The sequence below is a fragment of the Micromonospora sp. M42 genome (assembly GCF_000568915.1).
Classification (GTDB): Bacteria; Actinomycetota; Actinomycetes; order Mycobacteriales; family Micromonosporaceae; genus Micromonospora; species Micromonospora chalcea.
On the sequence record NZ_KK037233.1, the window covers coordinates 4,525,339 to 4,551,519 of the forward strand.

A 26,181-nucleotide genomic window follows, 5' to 3' on the forward strand; every position below is an offset into this window, starting at 1 on the left:
GCCTGATGGCTTCGCCGGGTCGGCGAGGTGGCGGTGTCGCGGCCCGACGGACCCCGCCACCTCGCCGAACCGGCGTCGATCAGGTACGGCCGGGCCGGTACCGGGCGACCGCCCGCGCGGCCACCCGCTCGGCCGTCGCCGTACCGCCGATCGCCGCCGCCAACGCCGCCGCACCCGGCAGGCGCCGGGCGGCCAGCCGCAGCCCGAGCCACCCGCCCGCCTGCCCGCCACCGGCGTCGCCAGCCGCCACGCCGCCTCCGCCACCCGCCCCCACGGCCCGTCCGCCGGCTCGTCGGCGCGCCGCCCGATCAAGGAGGGGGGGAACATTAACCCTTTACTTGTAACAGAGAGCGGCAGATGAAAGATCAAAAGTAGCAACTATATCCTTCGGCGGTGCATCATTATCCTCGGCCGAGTTCACTGACCGGGCTGAGGTTTTACCGGAGATGGATCGTTTGCCTCAATGTTGGTTACGAAGTGATCGCCCCTGGGTGGTCGGTACGATAATTACTTGCCTGGGCACATTTACCTGTCGGGTCCTGAGAGTAACGCGTGCTCCATAGGCCATACATTCCTTCTTGGCACTCAAGCTGTCAACTAGATCCCCAGATAGACATGAACCTTCCTCGTGCTCGAGTAAATCGAGGTATTCATCCAATGTCTGGGGCCGCCGGAGAGCCCCGGATTAAGGTTGGGAATCTATCTTTTCAATCTCCGACGTAGGGAAGATTTAGATCTGTATGCGTTATATGACCGCCACCACCGCAACGTCCCGTACATGTGGATCCACGCCTGACGAGCTTGACGATGTCCCTCAAGCGAGTACTCTTTAGGTGTCGGTGTATTCATTCCTTCTAAAAATAGCTCCATTTCTTCGACCTGTTCAGGATGAGGTAGACGTAGCTCGCGTTCCGAGGTAGGGTACGATGCCAGCAGCTCGGCCGCCCGATCCGGATGCGCCGGATCCCGCCCGTACGCGGCGGCCAGGTGCAGCACCAGGTTCGCCTGCGTCCACAGCACCGCTGCCAGCTCCGCGACCGGCGCGAACATCCCGGCGCCGGCCGCCAGCGCCCCACCCGTACCGGCCATCCGGACGAACCGCCGCGTCGCCAGCCGGGCCACCCCGTCGGCGTCCGCCTCCGGGTAGGCCCGCCGGACCTGCGCGACCCAGTCCCGGGCGCGCGGCCCGAGCGCGTCCACCGCCGCCAGCGCCAGCAGCTCCGGCGCGAACCCGGGGTGGTCGCGCAGTTGCGGCCCCACCGCCCGCCAGCCCTTTTCCTGGGTACGCGCAGGGTGCCGGCCGTCGACGGTGACCGACAGGGTCTCGGTCTTGTCGTACGGCTGCTCTTCTATCGACGAGTCCAGGGCGGGCGGTTCGGTCTTGCGACTCTCGTTGACGGCGGGTTGATCGACGGCCAGGGCTTGATCGCCGGCTGCGGCTGCGGGCTCGGCGGGGTCGACCGCTGACGGGGGTGTCTCCGGTGCCGGAGGGGTCGCCGTGACGGCGGTGGCGTCCGTGGCCGCCGTCGAGGCCTCCGTGGTCGTGGGGGTCTTGGCGCTCTTGGCGGTCCGGGTTGCCTTCTTGACGGCGGGAGCGGCCTTCTTGACCGGGGGAGCGGCCTTCTTCGGGACGGCCTTCTTCGCGGCGGGCGCACGGCGGGTCCGCTTCGGCGTCTCGTCCTCGCTCGGCGGCTCGGTCGGCACCGACTCCTTGGCCGGACGGCGTGTTCGCGCGATCGGCTTGGCGGAAGGTGTACTCGCTTCGGCCTCCGCGGGCACGGGGTCGGGCTGCGCGGCGGCAGGCGTACCCGGATCGTTTGTCGAAGGCTCGGCGGCCGGGCGTGGTCGCGGTGCCGGCGCTGTGGCGTCGGCCGCCGTCGGCGGCTGGAAGACGACAGTCGGCGCGGCCCGGCGCGGACGCCGGGGTGGCGGTGTGTCGCTCGTCGCGCTCCCGGCGGGAGGCTCCGGCGTGGGTGGCGGGCTGAACGTGGGTCGGGGGGAGCGGGTCCGCCGGGCCTTCGCGGCAGGCTCGCGACGGGGCGGATCGCTCGGCGGCTGCTCCTGCATATCGATGGAGCGTAGCCGTGGACGTGATCTGGCACACGACGGAAACGCGGTCGTGAGGGCCGGTCCCGGCATCCGCTTTGCCCCGGGCGGGTGCGGGCCTGTATCCTCGGGCGCGGTGACCTCAGGGTCACCAGGGAGACTTCGCCTAGTCTGGTCTATGGCGCCGCACTGCTAATGCGGTTGGGGTCTTAAAGCCCCTCCCGGGTTCGAATCCCGGAGTCTCCGCGCGAAAGCCGGTTGTGTAGACTGGCCGAGCACAAGCGCCCGTAGCTCAACGGATAGAGCATCTGACTACGGATCAGAAGGTTAGGGGTTCGAGTCCCTTCGGGCGCACAGCAGTTGAGGGGCCGCTTCGGGAAACCGGGGCGGCCCTTTTTCGTGCGCTCCACCGGCGGTCATGCCGCCTCGCGTCGCCCAGCCACCGAGCGATGGCGACTGATGGGTCCGGATGCGCAGCGACTGACTGGGAGCCGATCCTTCCGGAAAACTTCCGGAAAATCATTGACCTGTTCGAAACGCCGCTGCAATACTCCGAACACTGCGACATCAGCATGCGTCGATTGAAGCCATGCGTCGTCAGGTGTCACTCGTCCCAAGGAGGACCTGCGCATGTACGCCAGCATCCGCGGCTCCCGCCGCCCGTCCACTCCCCGAAAATCGCGTCTCACCTTCCGGTTGGCAGTGCTCGCCTCCACTGTGGCGCTGGGCGCCGCCGGCCTTGCGGTCGCCGCCACTCCGTCCAGCGCCGCCACCTGCAACGGCTACGTCGGCCTCACCTTCGACGACGGGCCGACCGGCAGCACCAGCGCGCTGCTGTCCGTGCTGCGCGCGAACGGCGTACGGGCGACCATGTTCAACGTCGGCCAGAACGTGCAGAACAACCAGTCCGCCGCGCGGGCCCAGGTCGACGCGGGCATGTGGGTGGCCAACCACAGTTGGAACCACGCGCACATGACCTCGATGAACCAGAGCCAGATGCAGTCGGACCTCTCCCAGACCAACTCGGCGATCCAGGCGGCGACCGGCGTCCGGCCGCAGTTGTTCCGCCCGCCCTACGGGGAGACGAACTCGACCCTCCAGTCGGTCGCCTCGTCGCTCGGCCTGCGCCAGGTGATCTGGGACGTCGACTCCCAGGACTGGAACGGCGCCAGCGTCAGCCAGATCGTCTCCAACGCCAGCCGTCTTCAGGACGGCCAGGTGATCCTGATGCACGACGGCATTCAGAACACCCGCGACGCGATTCCGCAGATCATGGCCAACCTGACCAGCCGCAACCTCTGCCCGGGCATGATCTCACCGAGCACCGGCCGAGCGGTGGCCCCGGACGGAACTCCGCCGCCGACCACTCCGCCGCCGACCGGCACGCCGACCACTCCGCCGCCGACCACTCCGCCTCCCAGCGGCGGATGCACAGCGACGGCGACGACCCCCAACGTCTGGGGTGACCGGTACAACACCTCGGTGACGGTTCAGGGGGCCAGCAACTGGACCGTGGTCGTGGCTCTGACCCCGCCGCAGCGGGTCTCCACTACCTGGAACGGCTCCCCCAGTTGGGACAGCACCGGTTACGTGATGACGATGCGGTCCAACGGCAGCGGCAACACCTTCGGCTTCACCACGATGATGAACGGCAACAGCGGCGCCAGACCGCAGATCCGTTCCTGCACCGCGGGCTGATCCCGGTGGCCCACCCAGGTCACCGGAAACGGCTCGGGTGAGCGTGGTCGACCAGGTGCCCCTACGGTCCAGCTGACCCTGGACCGTAGGGGCACGGTTCGCTTCTACGCGAGCGTTTCGGTTCTGATGTGAAGCACCATTCCGACCAGAGCCAGCACGTCCACCGTCAAGAGACCGAGGTGCGCATACCGGTAGCGGCGCACCATCGTGCCGGCTACGGGCGTCGCCGGCGTGTGGTCCAGGAGCGCCGCGATCTTGTTCAAGCGCGTCTGGTACCCGCCCGGACGCACCCGGTGATGGCCACCCACGCTGGGGGTCAGGGCGGCAATCGGAACAGGCGGGTGCCCGGAGACTCGCAGCTCGATGTCGAACCCGTCGAGCCGTACTCCGTCGACCAGTGACCGTGGAACGCTGTATCTGACGAGCGGGTTGCCCACGACGACATGCGTGCGGGTCACCGCCACGAAGGCAGCCGGCCCCGCGAGGTACATGAGCAGTACGCACGTGCCGAGTGGCGTGAGAACCATCAGCAGCAACTGCTGGGTGTCGACGATGCGGGAGGGCGTTACGAGGCCGAAAGCGCCGGCCGCCGTGCACATGACGATCGTCATCAGAGCGAGCGGGTCGTTCCGCCGGATCACGGTCTCAACTCCCCAACAGGTCGTGACCTTGGCAAGGCAGGATCATGATGTACGCGTGGCCTGGCGTGCGCGAGAGGCGCTGTTCCGCCGACGCGGGCGGAGGCCCGGGAGAACAGCTCGGGTCGGCTGGTCTCTCGCCCTCCTTGCCGGCTATGCGCTGTGGAGTTGGGCCGTGTACGGCTGGGCTGATGCCCACGACTACCGCGGATTGCTCGACGGATGGCGTCCCTGGTATCTCGCCGTCGCCGCCGTGACCTACTGGCCACCCGCGTGCCTCCTGTGGTGGTGGATCTACCCGAGGGCGGGACTGGTTCCATGGATACGCGGATGACGATGGACGCGGAAGTCGCAGGCCTCACCCAAGCGCGCTCGTAGCCGCTCGTACCCGAGCCGGCGACGGCGACGCTGGACGAGCGGAACCGGGCGACGCGGCCGCCGACGAGACGCGGGAGCGGCCCGGGCGGCGCTACGGCACGCGGACGAGTGACGCGTGGGCGGCGCGCCCTTCGGCCGCCTGGTCCGGCTCGATCGAGACGTAGACCTTCTTGGGCCAGGGCGCGCGCACGCTGAGGCTTACGCGCTCCGGCTCGTCACTGCAGGGCACCTGCGCCTCGGCGGCGTCGGGAGGGATGGGGGCCGGATTCCCGGCCTCGTCCGCCCCCGAGGTCGCGGCCCAGAACCGCGTCCGGAGCGTCCCTTCCCCGACGCACAGGACGTCGAGCACGTAGACGCCGGTCTTGTTCTCGTTGTACCCGGTGCCACTGATGCCGCCGCGCCGGGCGGGCTCGGAGCCGATCATGAGGATGGGCCCTTTGCCCTCACGTCTGCGCTGCTTGTTGTCCACGGAGGTGATCCCGAGCGCGGCGGCTGCTGTGGCGGCCATGCGGTCGAGTTGTTCGGCGGGCAGTTCCGACGGGGACGGCGACGGGCTCGGTGCCGCAGGCGGGGTGGCGGATCGCTCGCTGGTGGCCAGGTGGGTCACGGCGAAGCCACCCGCCACCACGATCCCGACGCCGGCGGCGAGGGCGGCGATTCCGGTGCGGCGCCGGTTCCGTACGGTCCGCTGCGCCGCCGCGGTTCCCGGTGGGCGGATGTGTGTCAGAGTCTCCGCGCGCATGAGGGCGAAAGCGTTCCGGGTCTGCTCCTCGGTGATGTCCTCAGGCATGCGACTTCTCCATGTGTTCGGGGCCGAGCCGGGCGGCGAGCGTGGCCCGACCGCGATGCAGCCATGACCTGACGGTGCCTTCGGGCACCCCCTCGCGGTCGGCGATCTCCGCGACCGGCAGGTCGGCGAGATAGCGCAGCACCATTGCCCGCCGCTGCGCGGCGGGCAGCGAGGCCAGGGCCTCGACCAGCGCGACGTGGTCCGGTTCCGGTCCCGCGACGACCGGCTCGCCGTGCTGGCGTCGGTGAAACGCCCGCATCACGCGCAGTCTCCGCCAGCGGCTGGTCGCGAGGTTCCAGGCGACCCGCCGGACCCAGGCGGCGGGTCGTCGTAGCCGGAGACCTGCCGCCATCGGGCGAGCGCCCGGCAGAACGCCTCCTGAACGACGTCCTGGGCCTCGTGCAGGTCGCCGAAGTAGGCGTACACCTGCACCGTCAGGTCCGCGTAGCTCGCCGCGTAAAAGTCGTCGAAGTCCCTCATCGGCGACTACACGCGCGGCCTGATCGCAACGTTGCGGGCGTCCATCAAGTTTCACCGATCCCCTCGACCACGCGGCAACCCGCGGCCGGCGGAAATCCGCCGACCGCGGCCCCGGGTCGCTGTCCGGTGATGCTGCCTGCCCCATCTCACTCCGCGACGGCGGTCGCCTCCAGCTCCACGAGCACGTCGGGCTCGAAGAGGGACTCGACGCCGATCAGCGACGCCGGCGGAAGCGGCTGGGGCAGCCCGAGTTCCTCGGCGACCGACTCGATGCCGGCCATGAACGGCCCGATCTTGTCCGGCGTCCAATCGGTGACGTAGAAGGTCAGCCGGACCACGTCCTGGAACGAGGCGTCCGCGCCGGCGAGGGCGCGCCCGGTGTTGCGCAGCACCTGCGCGACCTGCCCACCGAGGTCGCCCGGTGCGACAGGGGTGCCGTCGCCCAGTCGCGCGACCTGGCCGCTGACGTGGATGTGACGGGCGCCGGTGCCCACCGCCACGTGGTGGTACGGCGTGTGCGGCTGAAGACCGGCAGGGCTGAAGCGGGTGACGGACATCGTGTCTCCTCCATGGGGACCTAGGTGGTTTACCATTGATACCTAGTTGACGAAGGACACTTCAAGGAGACCTGGTTTCATGGGCGATACCGCAGGCGCCCGCGCCGACGAGCTGCGCATCGACGCCCCGCACCGCGAGCTGCTCGATCAGGTGCTGGACAAGTGGTCGCTGAGCGTCCTCAACGAGCTGTGCGAACGCCCTTGTCGCTTCAACGAGCTGCGCCGCGCGATCCCGGCGGTGACACAGAAGTCGCTCACGGCGACGCTGCGACGGCTCGAACGCAACGGCATCGTCGAACGCCACGTGGTGGCGACCCGGCCGGTCGCGGTCGAGTACCGGATCACGCGGCTGGGCAAGACCCTGCGTGCGCCGATCGACGTCCTGCTCGACTGGGCCGACGCGTACCTGCCCCAGATCGAGCAGGCCCGCCGGAGCTTCGACGCCGAGCTGGGGTGACGAGTACGGCCGGACTCAGGAGTCCGGCTCGTCGCGCGTCGGCGTCGTCCGCAGGCGTACCCGGGTGATGGCCCGGCCCGTCACCTCCGCCACCTCGGCGCTCAGGCCGGGCAGCTCGACCGTCTCGCCGGGGGCCTTCGGGATGTGGCCGAGATGCGCCAGGACCAGGCCGGCCACCGTCGTGTAGTCCCCGGCTTCGAGGGTGGCCTCGTCGAGGTCGATGCCCACGTCGACCAGGTCGTGCAGCGGGAACCCGCCGGGCATCAGCAGCGCGCCGTCCGCCTCCCGTACGACGGCCTGCACGTCCCTGTCGGTCTCGTCGTAGATCTCCCCGACGATCTCCTCGACCAGGTCCTCCATCGTGACGATGCCGTCGATGGACCCGCGCTCGTCGACCACGAGCGCGAACTGCTGCCGTTGGGCGCGCAGCTCCCGGATCGCCTCGGTCACCTTCAGCGTCTCCGGCAGGTACACCGCCGGGCTGGCGTGGTCGGCGACCGGCCCTTCCTGGTCGAGCAGGTCCCGCATGTGCACCACGCCGACGGTGTCGTCCAGTCCGCCGCGACCCACGACCGGGGCGCGTGTCTGCCCCGACCTGCCCAGCTCGCGCAGCGCCTGCGGCGCGGACAGATCCGCCGACAACGTGACGACGTCGCGGCGCGGGACGAGGATCTCCCGCAGGATCCGCTCGGCCACCTCGAACGCGCCCGAGATGATCGTGCGGTGCTCCGGGGTGAGGTTGCGCTGCGCGGCGACCATGTCCCGCAGCTCCTCGGTGGTGACCTCCTCCCGGCGCGCCCGGGGGTCGCCGCCGGCCAGGCGTACGACGGCGTCGCTCGACCTGCTCAGGAGCCACACCGCCGGGCGGGAGAACGTCGACAGCGCGTCGATCGGGCGGGCCACCAGCAGCGCCCAGCCCTCGGCACGCTGCATCGTGATCCGCTTCGGCGCCAGCTCGCCGAGCACCAGCGTGACGAAGGTCAGGATGATGGTGACGACGACGACCGAGACCGGCTCGGCGGCCGACCCGAGGAATCCCAGCGGGCTCACCAGCGGCGCCGCGAGGGACACCGCGGCGGCGGCCGAGGCGAGGAAACCGGCCAGCGTGATGCCGATCTGAATGGTGGCCAGGAAGCGGTTCGGATCCCGCGCCAGCTTCTCCAGCACCCGGCCGCCCCGGGAGGTCCGCTCCAGGCGCTGCAGTTGGCTCTCCCGCAGCGACACCAACGCCATCTCGCTGCCCGCGAACACCGCGTTCACCAACACCAACACGAACACGAGCGTGACCTGCACGCCATAGCCGTCCACGGCCAGTTCGACGCCTCCTCGGCCGGACCCTCCGGCAGCGTCAACCGTAGCCACCGCGGCTGGGCGGGGCGGGCCGGGTTGCGAGCAATCAGCGCGTTTCCGCCGGTGATTCCGGAATCAGCCGGCCAGCCGCCGTCAGCCGCTCGAGCACGGCCCGGTGCGGAACCGCGTGACTGGTACGGCCACCCACGCCCGTGGTGGTGACCGCGGTGAACAGCGAGTTCAGCAGCGCCTCCTCGACCGCGTCCAGCACGGCCGCGAACACCGGGTCGATCTCCCCGTCCGGGATCGGCTGCTGATCCGACGTGGTGAACCCGATCGCGTAGTCGCCGCTGGTGCCGCTGAAGGACGCGCCGACCCGGGCCATGGCGAACACCGCCCGGCGGGCGACCCGCCCGAGCTGGCGCGCGTCCAGCGGTACGTCGGTGGCCACCACGATCATGCACGAGTTGCCGGGCGGCTCGGCCCGGTCGGCGGCGGGGACCAGTTCTTCGGCCGGCATCGGCACGCCGAGCACTCTGAGGACGCCGCCGAAGTTGGACTGGACCAGCGCGCCGACAGTCCCCGTACGGCCGGCGGCCCGCACGGTCCGGGACGAGGTGCCGATGCCGCCCTTGAAGCCCAGCGCGGTGGTGCCGGCGCCGGCACCGACGCAGCCCTCGGCGGGCGGCCCGTCGGTCGCCTGAGCGATGGCGGCCAGGACGTGGTCCTCGGTGATCGGGCGGCGGCGGATGTCGGACAGGTGCCCGTCGTTCGTCTCGCCGACCAGGGGGTTGAACGACACCCCGTCCGGCCGGCGCTCCATCAACCAGCCGAGCAGCGCGTCCGCCGCCCGGAACACCGACAGCGTCGCGGTCAGCACGACCGGGGATTCCAGTACGCCGAGTTCGTCCACCTGGGTCGAGCCGACGAGTTTCCCGTGCCCGTTGCCGGAGAACACCGCCGCCGGCAGAGTCCACCGTCCGGGGCCGAGCCCGCTCGGCACGATCGCTGTGACGCCGGTGTGCAGGTCGCCGCCGTCGTCCACGGTGGTGTGCCCCACCAGGACGCCGGGGACGTCGGTGATCGCGTTGTGGCGTCCGGTGGGCAGCGTTCCGACGACGACGCCGAGGTCACGGGCGCGCCGGCCGGTCCGGCTCAGGGCAGCGCCGCCCGGATCGCCTGCACGATGCCGGTCGGTGAGTAGTCGTCGGGGACGCCCTCGACCAGGATGATGTCGCCCTCGATGTGCCGGGAGCGCAGGGGCGCGATCTCCTGGTACGCGGGCGAGTCCCACCACGCGCGCGCCTCGGCGATGCCCGGGAAGCCGAGCATCACGACCGCGCCGGGCCAGGCGCCCTCCTTCACCTCGTGCGGCGTGGCGTGCACGAGGAACCGGCCGCCGTACGGGGCGAGGGTGGCCGGGAGGCGCTCGATGTACTCGGCGATGTCCGGGTGCGGGGCGGCGTCCTGGAGGTGGGCGATGGCGTACGCGGGCATGGTGTCCTTCCGGCCGTCGAACTCCGAACGCCGATCCTGACACAGCGGACGGCAGACGTTCGCGCCCATTTTCCCGGCGCCGACGACGGCGCGCGCTCAGGCACCGGACGCCACGGCCGCGACGGCGGCGTGCGGCCGGTGGGCCTCGTCGTCCTGGCGCGTCAGGCGCTCGACCTCGGTGAACCCGGCCCGCCGCAGCCGCGCGGAGAACTCGTCCACCGGCCAGCGGTACGCGGTGGCGACCTTGTGGTCGAAGGCGCTCACTTCGTCACCGACGAAGATGCCGACCACGAGCGGTCCACCGGGCACGATCGCGCGCCGGAACCCGGCCAGCACGCCGTCGAGATCCGGTGGCGGGAGGTGGATCAGCGAGTACCAGGCGAGGATGCCGTCGACGGAGTGGTCCGGGACGGCGAGGTCGTCCAGCGACCCGAGCCGGTACGCGCCGCCCGGATGGGTGGCCCGCGCGTGCGCGACGAACTCGGGAACCATGTCGATCCCGGTGGCGTCGACGCCCCGCGACCGGAGGTGGTCGGTGAGGTGCCCCGGTCCGCACCCGAGGTCGAGCACCGGGCCGGTCCGGCCGGCCAGGTGCCGCCCGATGAGGGCGAGGTCGTCCGGGTGCACCGCGGCGGTGCTGCCGAACAGTTCGATGTAGAGCTCCGCGACCGCCCCGTACGCCTGCCGTACCCGTGTGTCGTCCACCGCTCGACCATAGGGGGCCGACGCCTTGGCCGCATTTAGCAGATGAATGAGATGAATGAATGGAAAAGTCGTCGCAAAGCAGCCGCCCGGTGCGGAATCGATAGCTTTCCGTCACTGAAGTTTCTATCCTTGAAGAATCCCGATCGCCAGCAGCGGAAGGGGCGGCATGCCGCGCCGTTCGAGCCTCAGCTATCGAGATGCGTTGAAGCTGCTGGCCCCGGGCAGCACGCGCATCACCGAGACCGACAAGGTCGTCAGCGCGGGGATCCTCGGCGCCGGGGCGCTCACCCAGGGCGCGGCGCTCGCTCTGCTCGGCCCGAAGAACGCGCTCATGCAACTCGTCCGGGACGCCACCGGAAACCAGGCCGGCCGCATCCGCACGACCGGCGGAAAATCGTATTACAAGCTGCTGGAGGCCAGCCATACCGTGCTGGCGCTCTCCGCGTTCTTCGACGGTTTCCGCGACGAGGTCGGGCCGGGTTTCGACCGGCTGGAGCTGACCGACGCCGAAAAGGTGGGCATGGTGGCGGCCGACCGTCGCCAGCACACGCTGCCGAAGGAGATCGACGGCGGATACTTCCCGCTGCCGTCCTCGGTCCACGGCATGGACGACACCCGGCGCGACGTCGAGGCCGCCTACGTCAAGCTGTACGACGCCACCATCGCGTTCTGCGAGGGCCTCGCCGCCTGGCCGTCGGTGCGGCGTGGGCTCGACCTCACGTCGCTGCGGTCCCGGGTGGTGGGCCGGGCCATGTGGCACTACGAGGACCGTTTCGACCGGCTCGCCGCGGACCTCCCCGAGTTCGGGTTCCGGATGCTCCGGCAGGCGATCGAGCACAACCTGATCGACAACCGGAACCTGACCACCGAGGTCTCGGCCCGGCTGGACGCGCTGGCGCAGCTGTACCGCAATCTCGCCGAGCTGTCCGGCCCGGCCCCGGCCGACCGCCCCGACCTGCTCCGGGAGTCGCTCGACCGGCTCACCGGCTCGCTGGCCGCGGTGTTCCGGCAGCCGCTGCTGCGGATCAAGGACGTCGACTTCCACCTGCGTCTGCCCACGGTGGAGGAGGGGTTCATCAGCCCGGACTTCCGGGCCGCCGAGTACGGCAAGCACACGTCCCCGGAGCGTGATGCCTGGTGGGACGACCAGCCGCGCCGGGGCGACCTGGTCGGTTTCCTCTCCGAATACCTGACCGATCCGGCGAGCCTGCACCGTCCGCTGCTGCTCCTCGGTCAGCCGGGCGCCGGCAAGACGTTGCTGACCCGGGTCATCGCGGCCCGGCTGCCGGCGAGCCGGTTCACCGCGATAGTGGTGCCGCTGCGCCGGATGTCCGGGGACTCGTCGCCGACCGAGCAGATCGAAGCAGCGATCGAGCAGGTGATGGACGAGCGCATCCGCTGGGCGGACCTGCGCCGGGCCACCGAGCACACCACGGTGGTGGTGATCTTCGACGGGTTCGACGAACTCGTCCAGGTCACCGGCACCGCCCACTCCCAGTACATCGACCGGGTGGCCGAGTTCCAGGAGACCCAGTGGGACCTGGGCTACTCCGTCATCCCGATCATCACGTCCCGGATGCTGGTGATGGACCGCGCCAGCGTGCCGCAGGGCACCGCGCTGGTGCGGCTGGAAGACCTGACCGACGCCCAGGTGACGGCCTGGTTGGCCGCCGTCAACGCGGCAAACGAGGACCGGCCCGGCTACCGTCGGCTCTCCGCCCGCGAGCTGCTGTGGCACGGCGAGCTGGCCCGCCAGCCCTTGCTGCTCACACTGCTCGCCATCTACTACAACGAGCACTGGGCCGACCGCCGTCCCGGCGCCATGTCATCGTCCGACCTGTTCACCGGCCTGCTCACCGCGTTCATCAGACGGCAGGTGAGCGAGAAGGCGCCGACCGCCCTCCCGACGCACGAGCGGGAGGCCCGCGAACACCAACTGCGGCGCGATCTCGCGATCACCGCGTTCGCCATGTTCAACCGCAACCGGGAACTGGTGAACCGGGCCGCGCTCCGCGCCGACCTCGACTGTTTCGGGCCCGGGGCCGGCGACGGCTCCCGGTTCGAACTCGGCGACGTGCTCGGCCCGGAGCAACTGGTCACCGCCGCCTTCTTCGTCGTGTACGGCCCGGACGACGTGCAGGGCGAGGACGCCCGGCGCACGTACGAGTTCCTGCACACCACCATCGGCGACTTCCTGATCGCCGAGTACGTCATCGGGGCGCTGCGGAGTCTGGCCGAGCTGCGGCGGCGCACCCGCAGCCCGGCCGGGTTCGGCTATCAGCTGGACACCGGTCAGTTCCGGGCGCTTCTCTCGCACCAGCCGCTGGTCAAGCGGGAGGCGGTGGTGGGCTTCGCGCGGGAACTCGCCTTCCGGCACCCACGGGACCGGGACGCGATCGTGGAGACGGTCGCCGGACTGCTGGCCGAGGCCCGGCAGCGGACCAACCTGGCCGGTGTGGGCGGCTACCGGCCCGCGCCGTACGACCCGGTGCGGTTGCTCGCCGCGTACACCGCGAACCTGGTCGCGCTGGCCGCGCTCGTGTCACCGGACGGGGTGCGCCACAGCGACCTGATGGACGACGAGACCTGGGTGTCCACGGTGCGGCTGTGGCGGGCGGGCCTGGACGAGAAGGGCCAGCTCGCGATGATCAGTTGGCTGCGCCGGGACGCCGACGGCCGGATCGTCGCCGGGCTGCGGCGGGAACGGCGGGGGGAGAAGGTGAACGTGGCGGCCGAGGAGGCCCGGCTGCTCGGCGACGTCACCACCTACGGCCAGTTGCAGGCCGGCGCGCGGACGTGGCGCGGCCAGGCGCCGACCAGCTTCGAGGCGGGCCGGTTCCACGCCGACCTGGTGGAGCTGGCCACCCGCCGCTGGCCGGTGCCGTCACTGCACCAGCTGATCCTGTACGACGAGCGCAGCTACCGGCGGCTGTGGGCGCGTGCCGTCGAGTTCCCGGAGGCGGTGTCCAGCACGAGCGCCACGGTCCTGCTGGAATGCCTCGCCGAGGACGGCGCGCAGTTGCCACGCGAGGTGGTGTGCGGGCTGACCCGGGTGGCGCTGAGCCGCTTGCCCAGCTCACCGACAGCGCCGCCGGAGCTGATCATCTCGTGTCCGTACCTGATCGACGAGTTCCCCGAGCTGGTCGACTCGCTCGGCACGACCGACGACCACGCGGTCCTGCACGCGCTCATCCTGCGGCACGGGCTCGACCGGCTGCCGCAGCGGTACGTGGCCCGGGTGCGGGAGGTGCTCACCGACATCGAGGGTCGGCTCGCGGAGCTGCCGCTGGAGGACGGCGTGGTCTCGGCCGAGATGGCCGAGCAGTTCGCGGCCGCGCGGGTCGACAACCGCACCGCGCTGTGGCTGCTCATGGCGTTGACCGAGTACGGCGACCTGGCCTGGCGGAAGATACCGCCCCGGACGATGGCCGAGCTGCTGGCGCACCGGCTGCCGGACGAGTTCCTCGACGAGGCGAGCCTGTGCCGGCTGCTCGTGGACTACCTGCGGGCGCACGACCGGGCGCCGGCCGAGGTCTCGCTGGTGTCCGCCCTCGACACGCTGCGCGTCCTCGCAGCGACCGACCCCACCGACCAGCCCGACCAGGTCCCGGCCGCCGAGGCGGTCTGACCACGCCACCCGTACCGCCACCACCCGTTCGGAGGCCCCGATTGGCACACTCGCCCCGGCATCGAGAGCACATCGTCCGAACAGGAAGGAGGGATCTGGCGGTCGACATCGCCGGGGCGGAACGCGGCTGGCCCGTGTTCCTGATGCACGGCACACCCGGCAGCCGGAACGGTCCACGACCACGCTCGATCGTGCTCCACCGCCTCGGCGTACGCCTGATCTCCTACGACCGGCCGGGTTATGGCGGTTCCAGCCGGCTGCCCGGCCGCCGGGTCGCGGACGCCGCCGCCGACGTCGCGGCCATCGCCGACGACCTGGGCCTGGACGGGTTCTCGGTGGTCGGCCGGTCCGGCGGCGGCCCGCACGCCCTGGCCTGCGCCGCGCTGCTGCCGGAGCGGGTACGGCGTACCGCCGTCCTGGTCGGTCTCGCCCCGGCGGGGGCGGCCGGGCTGGACTGGTTCGGCGGCATGACCGACGCCAACGTCCGTGACTACGGTGCCGCCGAGCGCGCCGTGCCGGTGCTCGCCGAGCAGTTGCGGCTGCGGGCCGAGCGCACGATGGACGATCCGGGCTCGCTGCTCGCGCTGCTGGTCGAGCAGATGACCGAGGCCGACCGCCGGGTGGTGGCCGGGGTGCCGATCCGCCGACAGCTCACCGACGCCTACGCCGAGGCGCTGCGCCAGGGGCCGGACGGCTGGATCGACGACGTGCTGGCGCTGCGCGCCGACTGGGGCGTCACGCTGGCCGAGATCCGGATGCCGGTCCGGCTCTGGCACGGCGCCGACGACAACTTCGTTTTTTTGTGGTTCGGGACCCGGTGGCTGGCCGAGCAGATCCCCGGCGCGCAACTGCACGTGCAGCCGCGCAGCGCGCACTTCGGCGCGGTCGAGGTGCTGCCGGAGATCCTCGCCTGGCTGGCCGACCCGGTGGAGCGGGCCACCGTCAGATCGGATGCGGGTCGATGATGCGCCGCTGCAACCGGCTCTCCCGGACGGCCTCGACGGCCGGGTGGTTCTCGCCCAGCCGGTAGGTCAGCTCACGGGTGACCGCCTCCAGCTCCGCGCGCCGGCCGCTCTCCACCCGCTCCTGCATCACCACCAGGTTCGCCTGGCAGCGCAGCGTGTTCGTGTGGTCGCGGCCGAGGATCCGGACCAACCCGTCGTACGCGCGCCGCAGCAGGCTCAGCGCCTCCACGTCGGCGGCCTCCCGACCTTCCGGCGGGTCGGGCTGTTCGGCGATGCAGATGCCCTGGTTCATCCAGCCGGAGAGCGGGTACGGGTGCCCGCTGCCCAGCACGCCGGCGAGCGCGTCGGCGGACCGGCCGGCGAGCTGCCGGGCCTCGGCGAAGTCCCCGGCGCGGCGGGCCACCATGGCGAGGTTGACCATGCAGACCAGCGTCAGCGGGTGCGTCGGGCCGAGGTTGCGCTGGTAGATGCGGTGCACCTCGGTCAGTTCCCGGCTGGCGCGCTGGAACAGGTCGACGGTGAGCAGGTTGATCGACAGGCTCAGCCGGCAGGTGAGCGTCTCCGGGTTGTCCGGCCCGAACCGCTCGTTCAGCAGCTCGTAGGCGGCTTCGAGGAGCTTGCCCGCCTCGACCGCGTGCCCGGCCGCGCGCAGCGACACCGCCAGGTTCGTCTGCGTCCGCAGGGTGATCAGGTGTTCGGCTCCGGCCGTGTTCAGCAGTTCCCGGTGGACGCTGCGCAGGCGGGTGACCGACTGCTCGAAGTCGCCGGCGTCGCGCATGTCGATGCCGACGTACGCGGAGGAGGCGAGCGTGTCCGGGTGGTTCTCCCCGAGGATCGCGCGGCGCCCGGCCAGCACCATCTCGTCGTTCTTGCGGGCCTCCCGGAAGTCGCCCATCAGGCGCTGGGTGCTGGCGAGGTTGTTGAGCGCGGCGAGCGTACGCGGGTGCTCCTCGGTGAAGTTCCGCTTCCACGCGTTGAACGTGATCTCGTCGAGGCGCAGCGCCTCGTTGTACATGCCCATGCCGCGCAGGTCGCGGGCGAGCCCGCCGGCGGTCATCAGCGTGTGCGGGTGGTCCTCGCCGAGCAGTTCCCGTTGGGCTGCCAGCACCTCCTCGTCCAGCGCCCGGGACTCGGTGAACTGGCCGAGGAAGGCGAGGATGTTGGCGAGGTTGAACTGGAGGTGCAGCAACTGCCGGCGCAGGTCGTCGCGAGCCCGCGGGTCGGTCTCCTCGGCGAGCATCTGCTCCCAGGTCTGCGCGACCTCCTGCCCGAGCCGCCGGCCGGTCTCCAGGTCGCCGCGCAACTGGAGGTAGCGGACCCGGTCGATCATCAGCGCCCGCACCTCAACCTTGCTGCTCAGCGGCGCCTTGGACGCCTCCAGGTGCGGCCAGATGACCCGGAACCGCGGCCACCCGTCGGGGTCGTCGACCTCGCCCTCGGGCCGGGCGGCGGCGAGCACGAGGTGGACCTGCCGGCGGGCCTCGTCGAGTTCCGCCTCCGTCATCCGGGACCGGACGGCGTGCTGGAGCAGGCGGTGCATGAGCACCAGGCCGCCCCGGCCCCGCTCGCCGCCCGCCGGGTTCTCGGCGCGCAGGTCGACGCGCACCAGGGCGAGCCGGTTGGCCTGCTGCACCAGTTGCTGGCGGACCAGCCGCTCCTTGGCCTGCGGGTGGAACGGCACCAGCGCTTCGGCGAACTCGTCGCTGTAGACCAGGTCGGCGGAGATCTCCGGGGCGAACACCGAGCAAAGTTGCAGCACCCGGTAGGCCGCCGGGTTGCGGGTGCGCAGGTGGTTGAGCGACAGCTCCCAGGTGGCCTCCACCGAGACGTTGCTGTTCGGCTCCATCACCGCGCCCGGACCGAACTTGGCGATCTCGGTGAGGTAGCTGTCGACGGAGTGGCCGGTGTCGGCGAGCCAGGCCGCGGCGGCGGTGACAGCGATCGGCAGGTCGCCGAGCAGGGCGGCGATCCGGTCGGCCTGGTCGACGCGCATGTTCGGCACCCGCTCGGTGAGGTGCTGGATGCTCTCCGCGCGCTTGAACACGTCGACCTGGACGGTGGTGGCCCGCTCGACCCACTGGAGGTTCCGGGACGTGATCAGGACGTGGCCCTTGCCGTCCGGCACGTACGGCAGCACGCCCTCGATCTCGTCCGCGTTGTCCATGATCAGCAACCAGCGCAGGTCGGTGCGGCGCAGCGCCTGGAGCACCAGACGGGCGTTCTCCCGGTTCGATTCCGACGACGGCACGCCCAGGTAGGGCGCGAGGTCACCGATTGCGGACTCGATGAACGGCACCTGGTCGGCGTCGATCCACCACACCATGTCGTACGCGGCGCGGTAACGGTGGGCGTACTCCAGCGCGAGCTGGCTCTTGCCGATGCCGCCCATGCCCTGCAACGCCACCGGCCCGGTGCCGGAGAGCACCACCTTCGGGCTGCTGCGCAGCAGCGTCCGCAGCTCGCGCAGGTCCGCCTCGCGGCCGGTGAAGCGCTTGTTGCGGCCCGGCACCTCGAACACGGTGTTGTCCCGGCCGGGGAACCGGGGACCGGTGGGCAGCTCCAGGTCGGCCGGCACCCCCTCGCGGCCGACCAGGCGCAGGATCCGCGCGGCGGCGGTCCGCGCCTCCAGGCCGGCCACCGAGACGGTGTGCGCCGCGGGCACGTTCGCCAGGCGCCGTACGTCCGCCACGTAGACGACGAGCGGCACCTGGTCGGGCGAGCGGTCCGGCGCGGCGAGCACCGCCTCCTCGTTGGCGTTGGACTCGGAGACGATGATCAGCTCCCGGGCGGTCCGGGGCACCTCGTCGTCGGTGAACCACGGGTCGGTCACCCGGACGTCGGCCGAGACCAGCAGGTGGCCGATCCACTCCGCCCACACCCGGTCGTACGGGGCGTGCCGGAGCACGATCTCGCTCTCCACCGACGTGGAGGTACGGGTGAACCGGGCGTTCACCCGCTCGCGTACCGCGCTGCTCATCGGCGGCAGCGACTCCACCTCGCCCCGGGTGATCTCCCGGGCCAGCACCTCGTACGCGGACAGCAGCGACCCATTGACTCCTGGTTGGTCGGCGAACGTGGCGAGCAGCTCCTCGTACGCATAGAACGCCTGGTAGGGCACCTGCATCCGGGCCCAGTACCGGTCCCGGTCGGCCTCGCTCATCCCGCTCGGCAGCCCGCTGAAGCGCTGCCGGGCCACCGCCCGACCGGTGTCCGCCTTGACCTTCTCCGCCGGGTCGATCCGCATCGGCACGGGCAGCACCCGGATCCGTCGCGACCCGTAGCGGTGCTCGACCAACCGCGCCACCTTCGCCGCGCCGGTGATGCCCTGCTCGCTGAGGGTGAAGCAGGTGACCAGCACGTCCGGCAGTTGGATGGTGCAGATGTCGGCGACGTCGGAGAACCCGGTACGGCTGTCGATGAGCACGTAGTCGTAGTTGCGTTTCATGTCGGCGCGCAGCGCGTCGAAGAAGTAGCCGCCGCCCTGCCGCTCGTAGAACTCGTCCCAGTTCATCCCGGCGAGCGCGCCCGCGTAGTCGTTGTTCTGCTGGCCGGCGCCGAGGAAGTCCAGCGTCCCGTCACCGGGGAAGTTGGACCAGTTCAGCGAGAACGAGTACTTGTGCACGCGGGCGTACTGCTCGTGCCAGCGGTCGTCGCCCTTGTCCTGCTTGGTGGTGGTCGCCCACTCGTACTCGCGGATCAGGTCGATCACCCCGCCGGTGCTCTCCAGCGCGTCCCGGTCGATGAACGGCGCGAAGAAGCGCGACAGGCCGGGGGACTCCAGGTCCCAGTCGACGGCGAGCACCCGCTTGCCGTTGGCGGCGAGGATCCAGGCGACGTTGGCCAGCGCCATCGTCCGGCCGGTGCCGCCCTTGTAGGAGTAGAAGGTGACGACCTGTCCCTCGCGTCGGGTCATGTGTCCACTCCCTCGTCGGGCGGCGGGTTCTCCCAGAGCCGGGGTTTGCTGATCGGCCGTCCTGGCGGCGGGTAGGCCGGTCTCGCCTCCAGGTAGCGGCGGCGCATCCGGTCGACCAGGCCGTGGATCCCGGCCCGCCAGTCGTCGTACGTGGTGATCGCCAGGGGGCGTGCCGCAGCCGGAAAGATCGCGATGGCCCGGTCGAGCAGCACCGTCGCCTGGGAGCGACGGCCGGGTGCCGGGTCCTCGATGATGACCACGACGCCCACCCAGCGGTGCAGCGAGGCGGCGGCCGCGCGGACGGCCTCCGCACCGTCCGGCGTCTCGACCACCCGAGGATCGATCATGAGTACGCCCGGGCAGCCCCGGAACAGCCCGGCATCGGGTACGAAGTCGCGGACGTCGATCGGCATCCGCAGCCGCTGCACCGCGTCGGTCACGTCGTCGACCACGGGAGGCCGGCCGTGGAACGGGCGCCACCGGCCGGCGTGCGTGTCGGATCGTCCGTTGAGCCGGCCCGGCTCGTGCGGTTGCTCGGGCGCGATCACCACCGCCCGGAACGGCACCTCGCTGGTCGGCGACGACGGCAGGTCGGTCGGGCCGGTCGGCGGCTCGGCCGCCTGCAGCGGGGTCTGCTCGGCGGTGTCGACGATGTGCTGCGCGAGCCGGCCCAGCACCTCCTTGTAGGCGTGCTGGAACTTCTGCAGCCGGCAGAGCGCGCTCATCCCGTTCGCCGCGTACGCGTCCACGTCGGCGGCCATCGCCATCGCGCGGGCCTGGTCCGGCGCGTGCACGGCGGCGGGCGACGGGATCCACAGGACCGGCAGGATGTTGTCGCCGTCGGGCGGGCGGCCGGCCCGGATCAGCCGTTGCCGGAACCACTCCCGTTCCCGGCGCGAGTCGTCCCGGTTGAGATAGTCCGGCGAGTACAGCGGCACGAACACCTCGGCCTCGGCGAGCGCGGTGCGTTTTCGTTCCGTCCGGTCCTCCGGCGGCCGCACGATGAAGTCGGCGAAGCCCTGCCGGCGTAACCGGTCGCCGGGCCGGCCGTCGATGGCCAGGTTGAGATCGTGGTAGAAGCGGCGGACCCAGTGGTCGCCCGGGGTGCGGTCGTTGTGCGTCGGCGGGGGGACGTAGCTGAGGAAGAAATAGGGCGGGCCCGGCAGCGCGGGCCGCTCAGAGGTCACGGCGACACGACCGTTCCACGGGTAGTGCGCCTGACCCCCAACCGTCAATGATCACGCGCTGCTCCCCGGTCGACACGATACGGCGTCTATCGATCAGGGTAGAGAGGTTGCGCTCGGGTTACCAGGCCCTCACCGTCCGATGTGGGCGTCCATCCACGCGACCGTGGCGCGTACCGCCGCGGCTATCGGCAGCAGCCGTGCCGGGGCGCTCCCGACCGTGCCGCGCCGGGTGAACGGTTCCCTGTCGAGTTCCACTCCGACCTCGGCGAACGGGCTCGCGTCGAGGTGCGGCGCCTCGAAGTCCAGCCGTTCCCGGCGGCCGTCGCGCAGCACGTAGCAGCGGTACGGACGCTGCTGCGGCGGGCGGCGCAACCGGTACTCGGCGAGGTGCAACGCGGTACATGTCGAATAGCCGACACCGAGCAGCAGGGTCCAGGCCCCGGCGGCCTCCAGCGCGGCCAGCGGCGAGCGCTCGCCGAGATGCGAGTCCAGGTCGTGGACGCGCATCAGCTCCTCCGCCCGGGGGCCCCAGGCGCTGAACGACGTCTGCGGGTGCGGGCTGCGTACCGCGCCGGGCAACCGGCGTACGTGCTCGGCGAACGCGCCCACGCCGAACGACGGCGTGACGGCCGGGTCGAAGCCGGGCATCCGGTCCTCGTACGCCCGGCGTTCCTCGTCGGTGAGTCCGGCGGTCGCGGCGTGGTACGCGGGGCTGCTCACCGAGTTGTCGGGGGTCTGCGCCGGGACGACGACGGTGCCGGACGGCCCGACGACGGCCCGCAGCGCGTCGGCCAGCGTGGCCGGCCCGCCGGCCACCGGTCCGAGGGCACGCAGGGAGCAGTGCACGAGCACCACGTCACCGCTGCCGAGCCCGAGCGCCCGTAGGTCGGCGGCGAGCGTGTCGACCCGGTGCGCGGGCGGGACGGCGGTGGTCACGACGGCCATCCGGACATCGAGCGGGCCACCTGCCGGACCAGCCGTGAGCCGGCCGGGGTGAGCGCGTCCGCCCGTTGCAGCGCACCGATCGCCTCGGCCGTCCAGTCCCGGTACTGCCGGTAGACCGCCTGCGCGCCGTCGACCTGGCGGTCCGCCCGGACGCGCCAGATGTCGGCCACCGCCGCGTGCGCGTAGATGCCGTGCAGGACGGCCTCCGCCGGCCGCGGGTCGGGCCGCCAGCCCACAGTGATGTCGATCGGCCCGGTGCCGTCGACCAGGTCGCAGACGTCCAGCAGCGCGTTCATCTTGCTGTGCTGGAACTCGTGCACGAGCAGCACCGCCAGCGACCCGGCGTCGGTCTCCGTGGCCGCGACACCGCCGAACGCCTGCCGGGCGGTCGACGCCTCGCTGACCCCGTCGCCGCTGCGCCGCAACGGCACCACCGCCCGCAGCCCGGTACGCAGTTCCTCGGCGTGGCCAGGCACCTCGTCCCGGATCACCTGCCACGCCGCCGCGAACGTCTCCGCCCAGCGCACGGCGCCCGCGTCGTCGAGCCGGTCATCGGCGGGCAGCCGGTGGCAGTCGCGGTGCGGGTCGCCGTCCTCCAGCAGCACCGACACGTCCGGCGCGACGAGACGGCGGGTCGGCCACCAGCGGGGCCCGCCCGCCGCGCCCGGACTCACGGCCACCGTCACGTCCCCGGCCCGCACCCGCAGCGAGCCCGGGCCGGTCTCCACCCGGGCGGTGCCGTCACCCACCTCGGGCAGCAGAACCGTGCCCATCGTCGGCAGGTGCAGGCGGCCGGATCGCACCGGCACGTCGAGGCGTACCGGAACGCCTGCGTCGAGCGCGGCGGCGGCGGCGAGCGCGCTCAGGTAGCCCGGCCCCTGGCGGGCGCCGGTGCCGGTGCCGGCGAGGCAGTCGACAGCCCACGCGCGCACGTACGGATGGGCCGCGATCCGGGCCACTGATTCCGGCGCGCTGCGGTCGAGCGCGGTCAGCGCCTCCCAGCCGTCAGCTCCGGCCCCGCCGGCCGGCAGGCGGTCGGCCACCTCGGCGAGCAGCGCGCGGACGATGGCGATCTGTGCCTCCACGAGCCGGCCGGTGGCGACCCGGTCGCCGGTCAGCGCCGCGAGGCGGTCGATGAAGTCGTCGGGTAGGCCGGCGTCGAGCCGGACGGGTTCCGGTGGGTTCTCGTTCACGTGCACGATCAGCTCTTTCAGATCGGCGCAGTAGACACTCGGATGGTCGAAGTGCCCGGCGCCGTACCGGTGGGCGAAGAGTCCGCCGCCGCACTGGTCGACCACTGGGCACCGCCGGCACTCGTCGCTGAGACCGGCCCGGCCGGAGCGGCGGCGAGCCAGAAGCGGGCTTGCCGCCACGTCGTCGGCCGCGTGCGAGAAGACGGTCATGCCGGTGGCCGGCGCGCCGTCGTACGCGGTCTTGAGCGAGTCCGCCTGCTCCCATTCGCCGTCCGTCTCGATCACGGCCAGGTCGACCGGGTCGAGGCCCAGCCATTCGGTGCCGCTGGGCCCGCCGCGTGCGGTGGACAGGAGCGAGTCGAACAGGCGCACCGGGACCGGTCGGCCGTCCGCGCGCCAGCGGTCGTGGACGGCGCGCAGCCAGCGGGCGTACGCGGTGTCCCCGGCGGCCGGCCGCCACGGCGGGTCGTCCCAGGTGGCGTGCGGGAGCAGAAAGTCGATCCGCGAGGGCTCCTGGGCGAGCAGCGCCTCGTACACGGCTATCGGGTCGTTGCGCACGTCCACCGTGCAGAGCAGGCCGGACCAGAGCCGCCGGTACGCCGGGCGGCGCAGCAGGGCGAGCGCGCGCAGCACCTGGTCGTAACTGCTGGCGCCGGACCGGTAGATCCGGTGCCTGTCGTTGGCGGCCCGGTCACCGTCGAGCGATACGCCGACCGCCACGTCGTGTTCGGCGAGTACGTCGCAGAACCGCTCGGAGAGCAGCACGCCGTTTGTCTGCATGCCGATCCGGAGCCGGGTGACCGGCCCGATGACGCGCCGCAGTTCGGCGAGCACCCGGCCCAGCCCGTCGGGGCCGAGCAGCAGCGGCTCCCCGCCGTGCAGGACGACTGTGACGTCCGGCAGCCCGTGGGCCGCCGCGTGCTCGGCGATCCGTCCGGCCGCGGCCCGGAGCACGTCCGGCGTCATCCGTACCGGGCGGCGGCGCCAGCTCTGGTCGGCGTGTTCGTAGACGTAGCAGTGGTCGCACGCCAGGTCACACCTGGCGTGCACCTTGAGGACGAACTCGGTGAGCGCCGCGCGGGCGGGCCCCGGGGCCATCGCGGATCAGATGAACGACGAGAACTTCGCCGCCGGGATCCGGGTCTGATCGAGGTGAGCCGCCATCACCCGGCGCACGATGGGGGAGATGTCCGCGGCGGAGAGCCGGTCGAGCGGCTCCGCGCGGACCCTGACCAGCGAGACCGGGGGCTCATCCTGGCGCAAGGGTGCGGTCGTCATGAGTGTTCCTTAGGTTTGTGAATGCCGGCCGAGCACAGCGGCGACGGCCAACCTAGTGGCTTTAGGGATCCAGCGCCATCGACCCACCGGTGGGAGACGGTTCTTTTTGGACGGTTCGCCGGCCGGCGTCGTCGTCGCCCCGAGGGAGCGAGCGTAAGGGATCAATTATGCGCCTTTTTACCGATCTAGGCCACGAATCGAAAGTTCAGACTTTGCCAGAAATCGTCCACCCCGATCCCCTGGTCAGGCGAGGGATCGGGGTGGACGAGCGGCTCAGGCGGTGGGGCCGCTCCCGGACGGCGTGCCGAGGTGGATGTCGACGTCGGCCGGCTCGGTCATCTGGTCGTACGCCCTGGTCCGCAGCCGGTTGGTCTGCACCTCGCCGTCGAGCAGCGCCGCCCGCAGCGCCTCCGCGTCGCTGATCTCCTTGGCGGTCACCTCGTCGGCCGCCGTGGTGGCGCCCTGCACCACCTCCAGGTGGGTGCCGTCGGTGGGCATCAACTCGGTCCACTTCGCCAGGCAGTACACCCGCTCCGGCACGTCCTGGCACTCGGTGCTCAGCTCGGGCATCTCGTCGCCGCTGCCGAGGTGGCCGGCCCGGTACGCCGTCAGCTCGTCCACGAACGCCTTCAGCTCGTGCTCCACCTGCGGCGAGAGGCTGGTCGCCACCACCTTGCCGAAGATCCACCGCAGCGCGGCCAGCTCCATGCCGGCCCGGACCGGCAGGTAGAGCTTCGCCCAGCTGGCGTTGACGAAGTCGCCGGGGTCGCGCTCCGGGGCGCGGGCGTCGCCGCCGGACCACCACCCGGGGTACGCCACGAACGACGCGCGCTCCCAGTCGAAGACCCGGTGCCAGAAGTCGATCTCCCACGCCTCGTCCCGCACGCTGGCCGGGAAGTGCGCCTCCACGATCTGCGAGACCATCTCGTTGACCGGGGAGAAGCCGGCCCGCAGCCGCGCCTCGAACTCGTCCCCCGCCGTCTCCGCCGCCGCCAGCGCCGCGTCGCGCCGGTCCTGCCACTCCTGAAGATCGGTCAGGTAGCCCGCGACCAGCGCGTTGTACGCCGCGTCGTCGGCGGTCTGGTCCACCACCGTCGGGGTACGCCGGAACCCGGCCGCGATCTGGGCCTGCGCGCCGGGACCGCCCAGCCAGCTGGCCGCGCCCACATGGATGCGGACGCGCAGGACTGGTCGGCCGTCCGCCTCCGTCACCACCGGCACACCGACGACCTGGGCCGCGATGGCGGTCGGCGGGCGGCGGGTGATCAGGTTGAGGTTCTGCCGGATCGTGTCGACGTTGCCGTCCCACTCCCAGCCTGCGTCGACGGGGACGTCGATGTCGTAGTCGGCGCTCATGTCGCCGGTGAATCCCCACTTGTCGAGCGTGACCACGGCGGAGTACACGACGCGCGTCTCCACCGCGGCGGGCGCGCCACGCGGCGGGCGCTCCGGCTTCACCGGCATCGGGGGCAGCGCGGCGACCGCGTTGTCGCGGATCCGCTGCCGCCCGCTGGTGATCTTCTGGGCGAAGGCGAGCGCCGGGTCCTTGATCGTGGGGGCCCAGCAGACCCGTGCGCCGTACCGCTCGTGGGCCAGCTCCAGCCGTTGCAGCACCTTGAAGTAGTGCAGCGTGATCGGCGTGGCCCGGTTCGGATTGCGGACGGTGCGCTTCGAGGACGACTCCGTGCCCGTCTCGGTGACGAGCTTGAAATCGGTCTTGTGCTGGGTGCGGTAGCGCGCCGCGACCTTCGAGGTGGCGGTCCGGCTGTCCTTGACCGCGCGGCGGCTCGTCTCCTGGCTCGCCGCGGTGACGCTGGTGGCGAAGCCGATGGTGTGGCTGGCGTTGAAGGTGCCCCAGATGCCGGTCGGGCTGGTGTACTGGCCGGTGTGGCTCGCGTTGAGCCCCCAGGTGTCGGTGAGCGACTTCTGCCGCTCGAAGCCCTCCTGGAGTTCGGTGGTGAGCGCGCTGGTCAGCTCGACGTCGGTCTGCTGTTCCGACTCGTTCTGCTCCTCCAGGGTCAGCTCGCGCTTGGTGTAGGTGCGCTGCTCCAGCACGGCCTCCTCACCGGGGGCGAGCGCCAGCGCGTAGACGTGCTCGCCGAGCGCGAAGCCCACCGGCCGGATCCGGGTGCGGTCGAGGAACGCGATGCCCACGTCGGACTGGAGCAGGCCGGCGAGGAACTCCGCCTGCTGGTCGCCGAGGAGCGTCTGGCGTCGCGCCGGCGGCTCCCGGTACGACATGCCCGAGTCGGCGCCGGGCAGCGCCTCGGTGGCGGCGTCCATCTCGTTGGCCTTCCACAGGTCGTAGAGGCCGAGTTGTTTGAGCAGGTGCGGCAGCCGGTCGCCGTCGAGCCCGCCGTAGCGGATCGCCTCGATCAGCGCCTGCTTGACGTAGAACGGCAGGATGGGCGTCTCGCCACCGCCGAACGTGAGCCGGACCGGTACGAAGTAGTTGGAGTAGACGTACCTGTCGGAATGCGCGGTGCTGAAACCAAGCGTCGCCGGATCGGCGTCGGCGACGACGACTCTGCCCATC

General features: G+C 71.4%; 19 protein-coding genes, 2 tRNA genes and 1 pseudogene. 6 read left to right on the forward strand and 16 right to left on the reverse strand.

The window, feature by feature from the left end:
* Positions 1–79: 79 nt before the first annotated feature.
* Entirely contained in the window at positions 80–250 is a 171-nt protein-coding gene (locus MCBG_RS32595) for a hypothetical protein (protein ID WP_223201282.1), read from the reverse strand.
* Positions 251–699: 449 nt separating this feature from the next.
* Positions 700–1,704, reverse strand: coding sequence for a hypothetical protein (locus MCBG_RS34275; RefSeq protein WP_223201283.1), 1,005 nt, complete (start codon positions 1,702–1,704; stop codon positions 700–702).
* A 497-nt stretch (positions 1,705–2,201) separates the two neighbouring features.
* On the opposite strand from MCBG_RS34275, the gene MCBG_RS20900 reads away from it, so the two are divergent.
* From MCBG_RS20900 to MCBG_RS20910, 3 genes are all read left to right on the forward strand, one after another.
* Positions 2,202–2,292: transfer RNA gene (locus MCBG_RS20900), tRNA-Ser, on the forward strand.
* Positions 2,293–2,327: 35 nt separating this feature from the next.
* A tRNA-Arg gene (locus tag MCBG_RS20905) sits at positions 2,328–2,400 on the forward strand.
* A 276-nt stretch (positions 2,401–2,676) separates the two neighbouring features.
* Positions 2,677–3,744, forward strand: a complete 1,068-nt coding sequence (locus tag MCBG_RS20910) for a polysaccharide deacetylase family protein (RefSeq protein ID WP_043327788.1) — start codon at positions 2,677–2,679, stop codon at positions 3,742–3,744.
* A 104-nt stretch (positions 3,745–3,848) separates the two neighbouring features.
* Here the strand turns inward: MCBG_RS20910 and MCBG_RS20915 are convergent, their stop codons facing one another.
* The 4 genes and pseudogenes from MCBG_RS20915 to MCBG_RS20930 all read right to left on the reverse strand — a co-directional run bounded on the left by MCBG_RS20915 (position 3,849) and on the right by MCBG_RS20930 (position 6,587).
* Entirely contained in the window at positions 3,849–4,355 is a 507-nt protein-coding gene (locus MCBG_RS20915; RefSeq protein WP_140946535.1) for a hypothetical protein, read from the reverse strand.
* Between the two features lie 496 nt (positions 4,356–4,851).
* The gene (locus MCBG_RS20920) at positions 4,852–5,550 is read right to left on the reverse strand and encodes a hypothetical protein (RefSeq protein WP_043327790.1); all 699 of its coding nucleotides are present in this window, start codon (positions 5,548–5,550) and stop codon (positions 4,852–4,854) included.
* Positions 5,543–6,030: pseudogene (locus MCBG_RS20925) on the reverse strand (SigE family RNA polymerase sigma factor). Before MCBG_RS20925 ends, MCBG_RS20920 begins: the two are co-directional and overlap by 8 nt.
* A 146-nt stretch (positions 6,031–6,176) precedes the next feature.
* Positions 6,177–6,587: a RidA family protein gene (locus MCBG_RS20930; RefSeq protein WP_043327791.1), complete on the reverse strand. Its 411-nt coding sequence runs from the start codon at positions 6,585–6,587 to the stop codon at positions 6,177–6,179.
* 79 nt (positions 6,588–6,666) lie between these two features.
* On the opposite strand from MCBG_RS20930, the gene MCBG_RS20935 reads away from it, so the two are divergent.
* The gene (locus tag MCBG_RS20935; protein WP_043327792.1) at positions 6,667–7,044 is read left to right on the forward strand and encodes a winged helix-turn-helix transcriptional regulator; all 378 of its coding nucleotides are present in this window, start codon (positions 6,667–6,669) and stop codon (positions 7,042–7,044) included.
* Positions 7,045–7,059: 15 nt separating this feature from the next.
* Here MCBG_RS20935 and MCBG_RS20940 read toward each other — a convergent pair whose 3' ends face one another.
* The 4 genes from MCBG_RS20940 to MCBG_RS20960 form a co-directional block, all read right to left on the reverse strand.
* Entirely contained in the window at positions 7,060–8,352 is a 1,293-nt protein-coding gene (locus tag MCBG_RS20940; protein ID WP_043327793.1) for a hemolysin family protein, read from the reverse strand.
* 88 nt (positions 8,353–8,440) lie between these two features.
* The gene (locus MCBG_RS20945) at positions 8,441–9,493 is read right to left on the reverse strand and encodes a P1 family peptidase (RefSeq protein WP_223201452.1); all 1,053 of its coding nucleotides are present in this window, start codon (positions 9,491–9,493) and stop codon (positions 8,441–8,443) included.
* The gene (locus MCBG_RS20955) at positions 9,490–9,831 is read right to left on the reverse strand and encodes a DUF1330 domain-containing protein (RefSeq protein ID WP_030499352.1); all 342 of its coding nucleotides are present in this window, start codon (positions 9,829–9,831) and stop codon (positions 9,490–9,492) included. The genes MCBG_RS20945 and MCBG_RS20955 overlap by 4 nt, the downstream gene beginning before the upstream one ends.
* A gap of 96 nt (positions 9,832–9,927) precedes the next feature.
* Entirely contained in the window at positions 9,928–10,536 is a 609-nt protein-coding gene (locus tag MCBG_RS20960) for a class I SAM-dependent DNA methyltransferase (RefSeq protein ID WP_043327796.1), read from the reverse strand.
* 202 nt (positions 10,537–10,738) lie between these two features.
* Here MCBG_RS20960 and MCBG_RS20965 point away from each other — a divergent pair, with 202 nt between their 5' ends.
* On the forward strand, positions 10,739–14,164 hold the full coding sequence (locus MCBG_RS20965; RefSeq protein WP_223201284.1) for an NACHT domain-containing protein: 3,426 nt from the start codon (positions 10,739–10,741) through the stop codon (positions 14,162–14,164).
* Positions 14,165–14,205: 41 nt separating this feature from the next.
* Positions 14,206–15,129: an alpha/beta fold hydrolase gene (locus tag MCBG_RS20970; RefSeq protein WP_043327798.1), complete on the forward strand. Its 924-nt coding sequence runs from the start codon at positions 14,206–14,208 to the stop codon at positions 15,127–15,129.
* Here MCBG_RS20970 and fxsT read toward each other — a convergent pair.
* From fxsT to MCBG_RS20995, 6 genes are all read right to left on the reverse strand, one after another.
* The gene (fxsT, locus tag MCBG_RS20975; protein WP_043327799.1) at positions 15,107–19,042 is read right to left on the reverse strand and encodes an FxSxx-COOH system tetratricopeptide repeat protein; all 3,936 of its coding nucleotides are present in this window, start codon (positions 19,040–19,042) and stop codon (positions 15,107–15,109) included. The two genes, MCBG_RS20970 and fxsT, sit on opposite strands and share 23 nt — an antisense overlap.
* Positions 19,039–20,229, reverse strand: a complete 1,191-nt coding sequence (locus MCBG_RS20980) for a TIR-like protein FxsC (protein ID WP_043327800.1) — start codon at positions 20,227–20,229, stop codon at positions 19,039–19,041. The genes fxsT and MCBG_RS20980 overlap by 4 nt, the downstream gene beginning before the upstream one ends.
* 129 nt (positions 20,230–20,358) lie before the next feature.
* Positions 20,359–21,174 (reverse strand): AAC(3) family N-acetyltransferase, encoded by an 816-nt coding sequence (locus tag MCBG_RS20985; protein WP_043327801.1) that lies wholly within the window; start codon positions 21,172–21,174, stop codon positions 20,359–20,361.
* Positions 21,162–23,465, reverse strand: coding sequence for an FxsB family cyclophane-forming radical SAM/SPASM peptide maturase (locus MCBG_RS20990; protein WP_043327802.1), 2,304 nt, complete (start codon positions 23,463–23,465; stop codon positions 21,162–21,164). Before MCBG_RS20990 ends, MCBG_RS20985 begins: the two co-directional genes overlap by 13 nt.
* A gap of 6 nt (positions 23,466–23,471) precedes the next feature.
* Positions 23,472–23,645, reverse strand: coding sequence for a hypothetical protein (locus tag MCBG_RS33120; protein ID WP_166456745.1), 174 nt, complete (start codon positions 23,643–23,645; stop codon positions 23,472–23,474).
* 273 nt (positions 23,646–23,918) lie between these two features.
* On the reverse strand, positions 23,919–26,180 hold the full coding sequence (locus MCBG_RS20995; protein ID WP_043327803.1) for a hypothetical protein: 2,262 nt from the start codon (positions 26,178–26,180) through the stop codon (positions 23,919–23,921).
* Position 26,181 lies beyond the last annotated feature (1 nt).

Bases quoted from the DNA above. Each gene is read 5' to 3' on its own strand.
- fxsT (WP_043327799.1), bottom strand. From the start codon at position 19,042: ATGACCCGACGCGAGGGACAGGTCGTCACCTTCTACTCCTACAAGGGC.
- MCBG_RS20930 (WP_043327791.1), bottom strand. From the start codon at position 6,587: ATGTCCGTCACCCGCTTCAGCCCTGCCGGTCTTCAGCCGCACACGCCG.
- MCBG_RS20910 (WP_043327788.1), top strand. From the start codon at position 2,677: ATGTACGCCAGCATCCGCGGCTCCCGCCGCCCGTCCACTCCCCGAAAA.
- MCBG_RS20915 (WP_140946535.1), bottom strand. From the start codon at position 4,355: ATGACGATCGTCATGTGCACGGCGGCCGGCGCTTTCGGCCTCGTAACG.
- MCBG_RS20935 (WP_043327792.1), top strand. From the start codon at position 6,667: ATGGGCGATACCGCAGGCGCCCGCGCCGACGAGCTGCGCATCGACGCC.
- MCBG_RS20990 (WP_043327802.1), bottom strand. From the start codon at position 23,465: ATGGCCCCGGGGCCCGCCCGCGCGGCGCTCACCGAGTTCGTCCTCAAG.
- MCBG_RS20955 (WP_030499352.1), bottom strand. From the start codon at position 9,831: ATGCCCGCGTACGCCATCGCCCACCTCCAGGACGCCGCCCCGCACCCG.
- MCBG_RS33120 (WP_166456745.1), bottom strand. From the start codon at position 23,645: ATGACGACCGCACCCTTGCGCCAGGATGAGCCCCCGGTCTCGCTGGTC.
- MCBG_RS20985 (WP_043327801.1), bottom strand. From the start codon at position 21,174: ATGGCCGTCGTGACCACCGCCGTCCCGCCCGCGCACCGGGTCGACACG.
- MCBG_RS20995 (WP_043327803.1), bottom strand. From the start codon at position 26,180: ATGGGCAGAGTCGTCGTCGCCGACGCCGATCCGGCGACGCTTGGTTTC.
- MCBG_RS20920 (WP_043327790.1), bottom strand. From the start codon at position 5,550: ATGCCTGAGGACATCACCGAGGAGCAGACCCGGAACGCTTTCGCCCTC.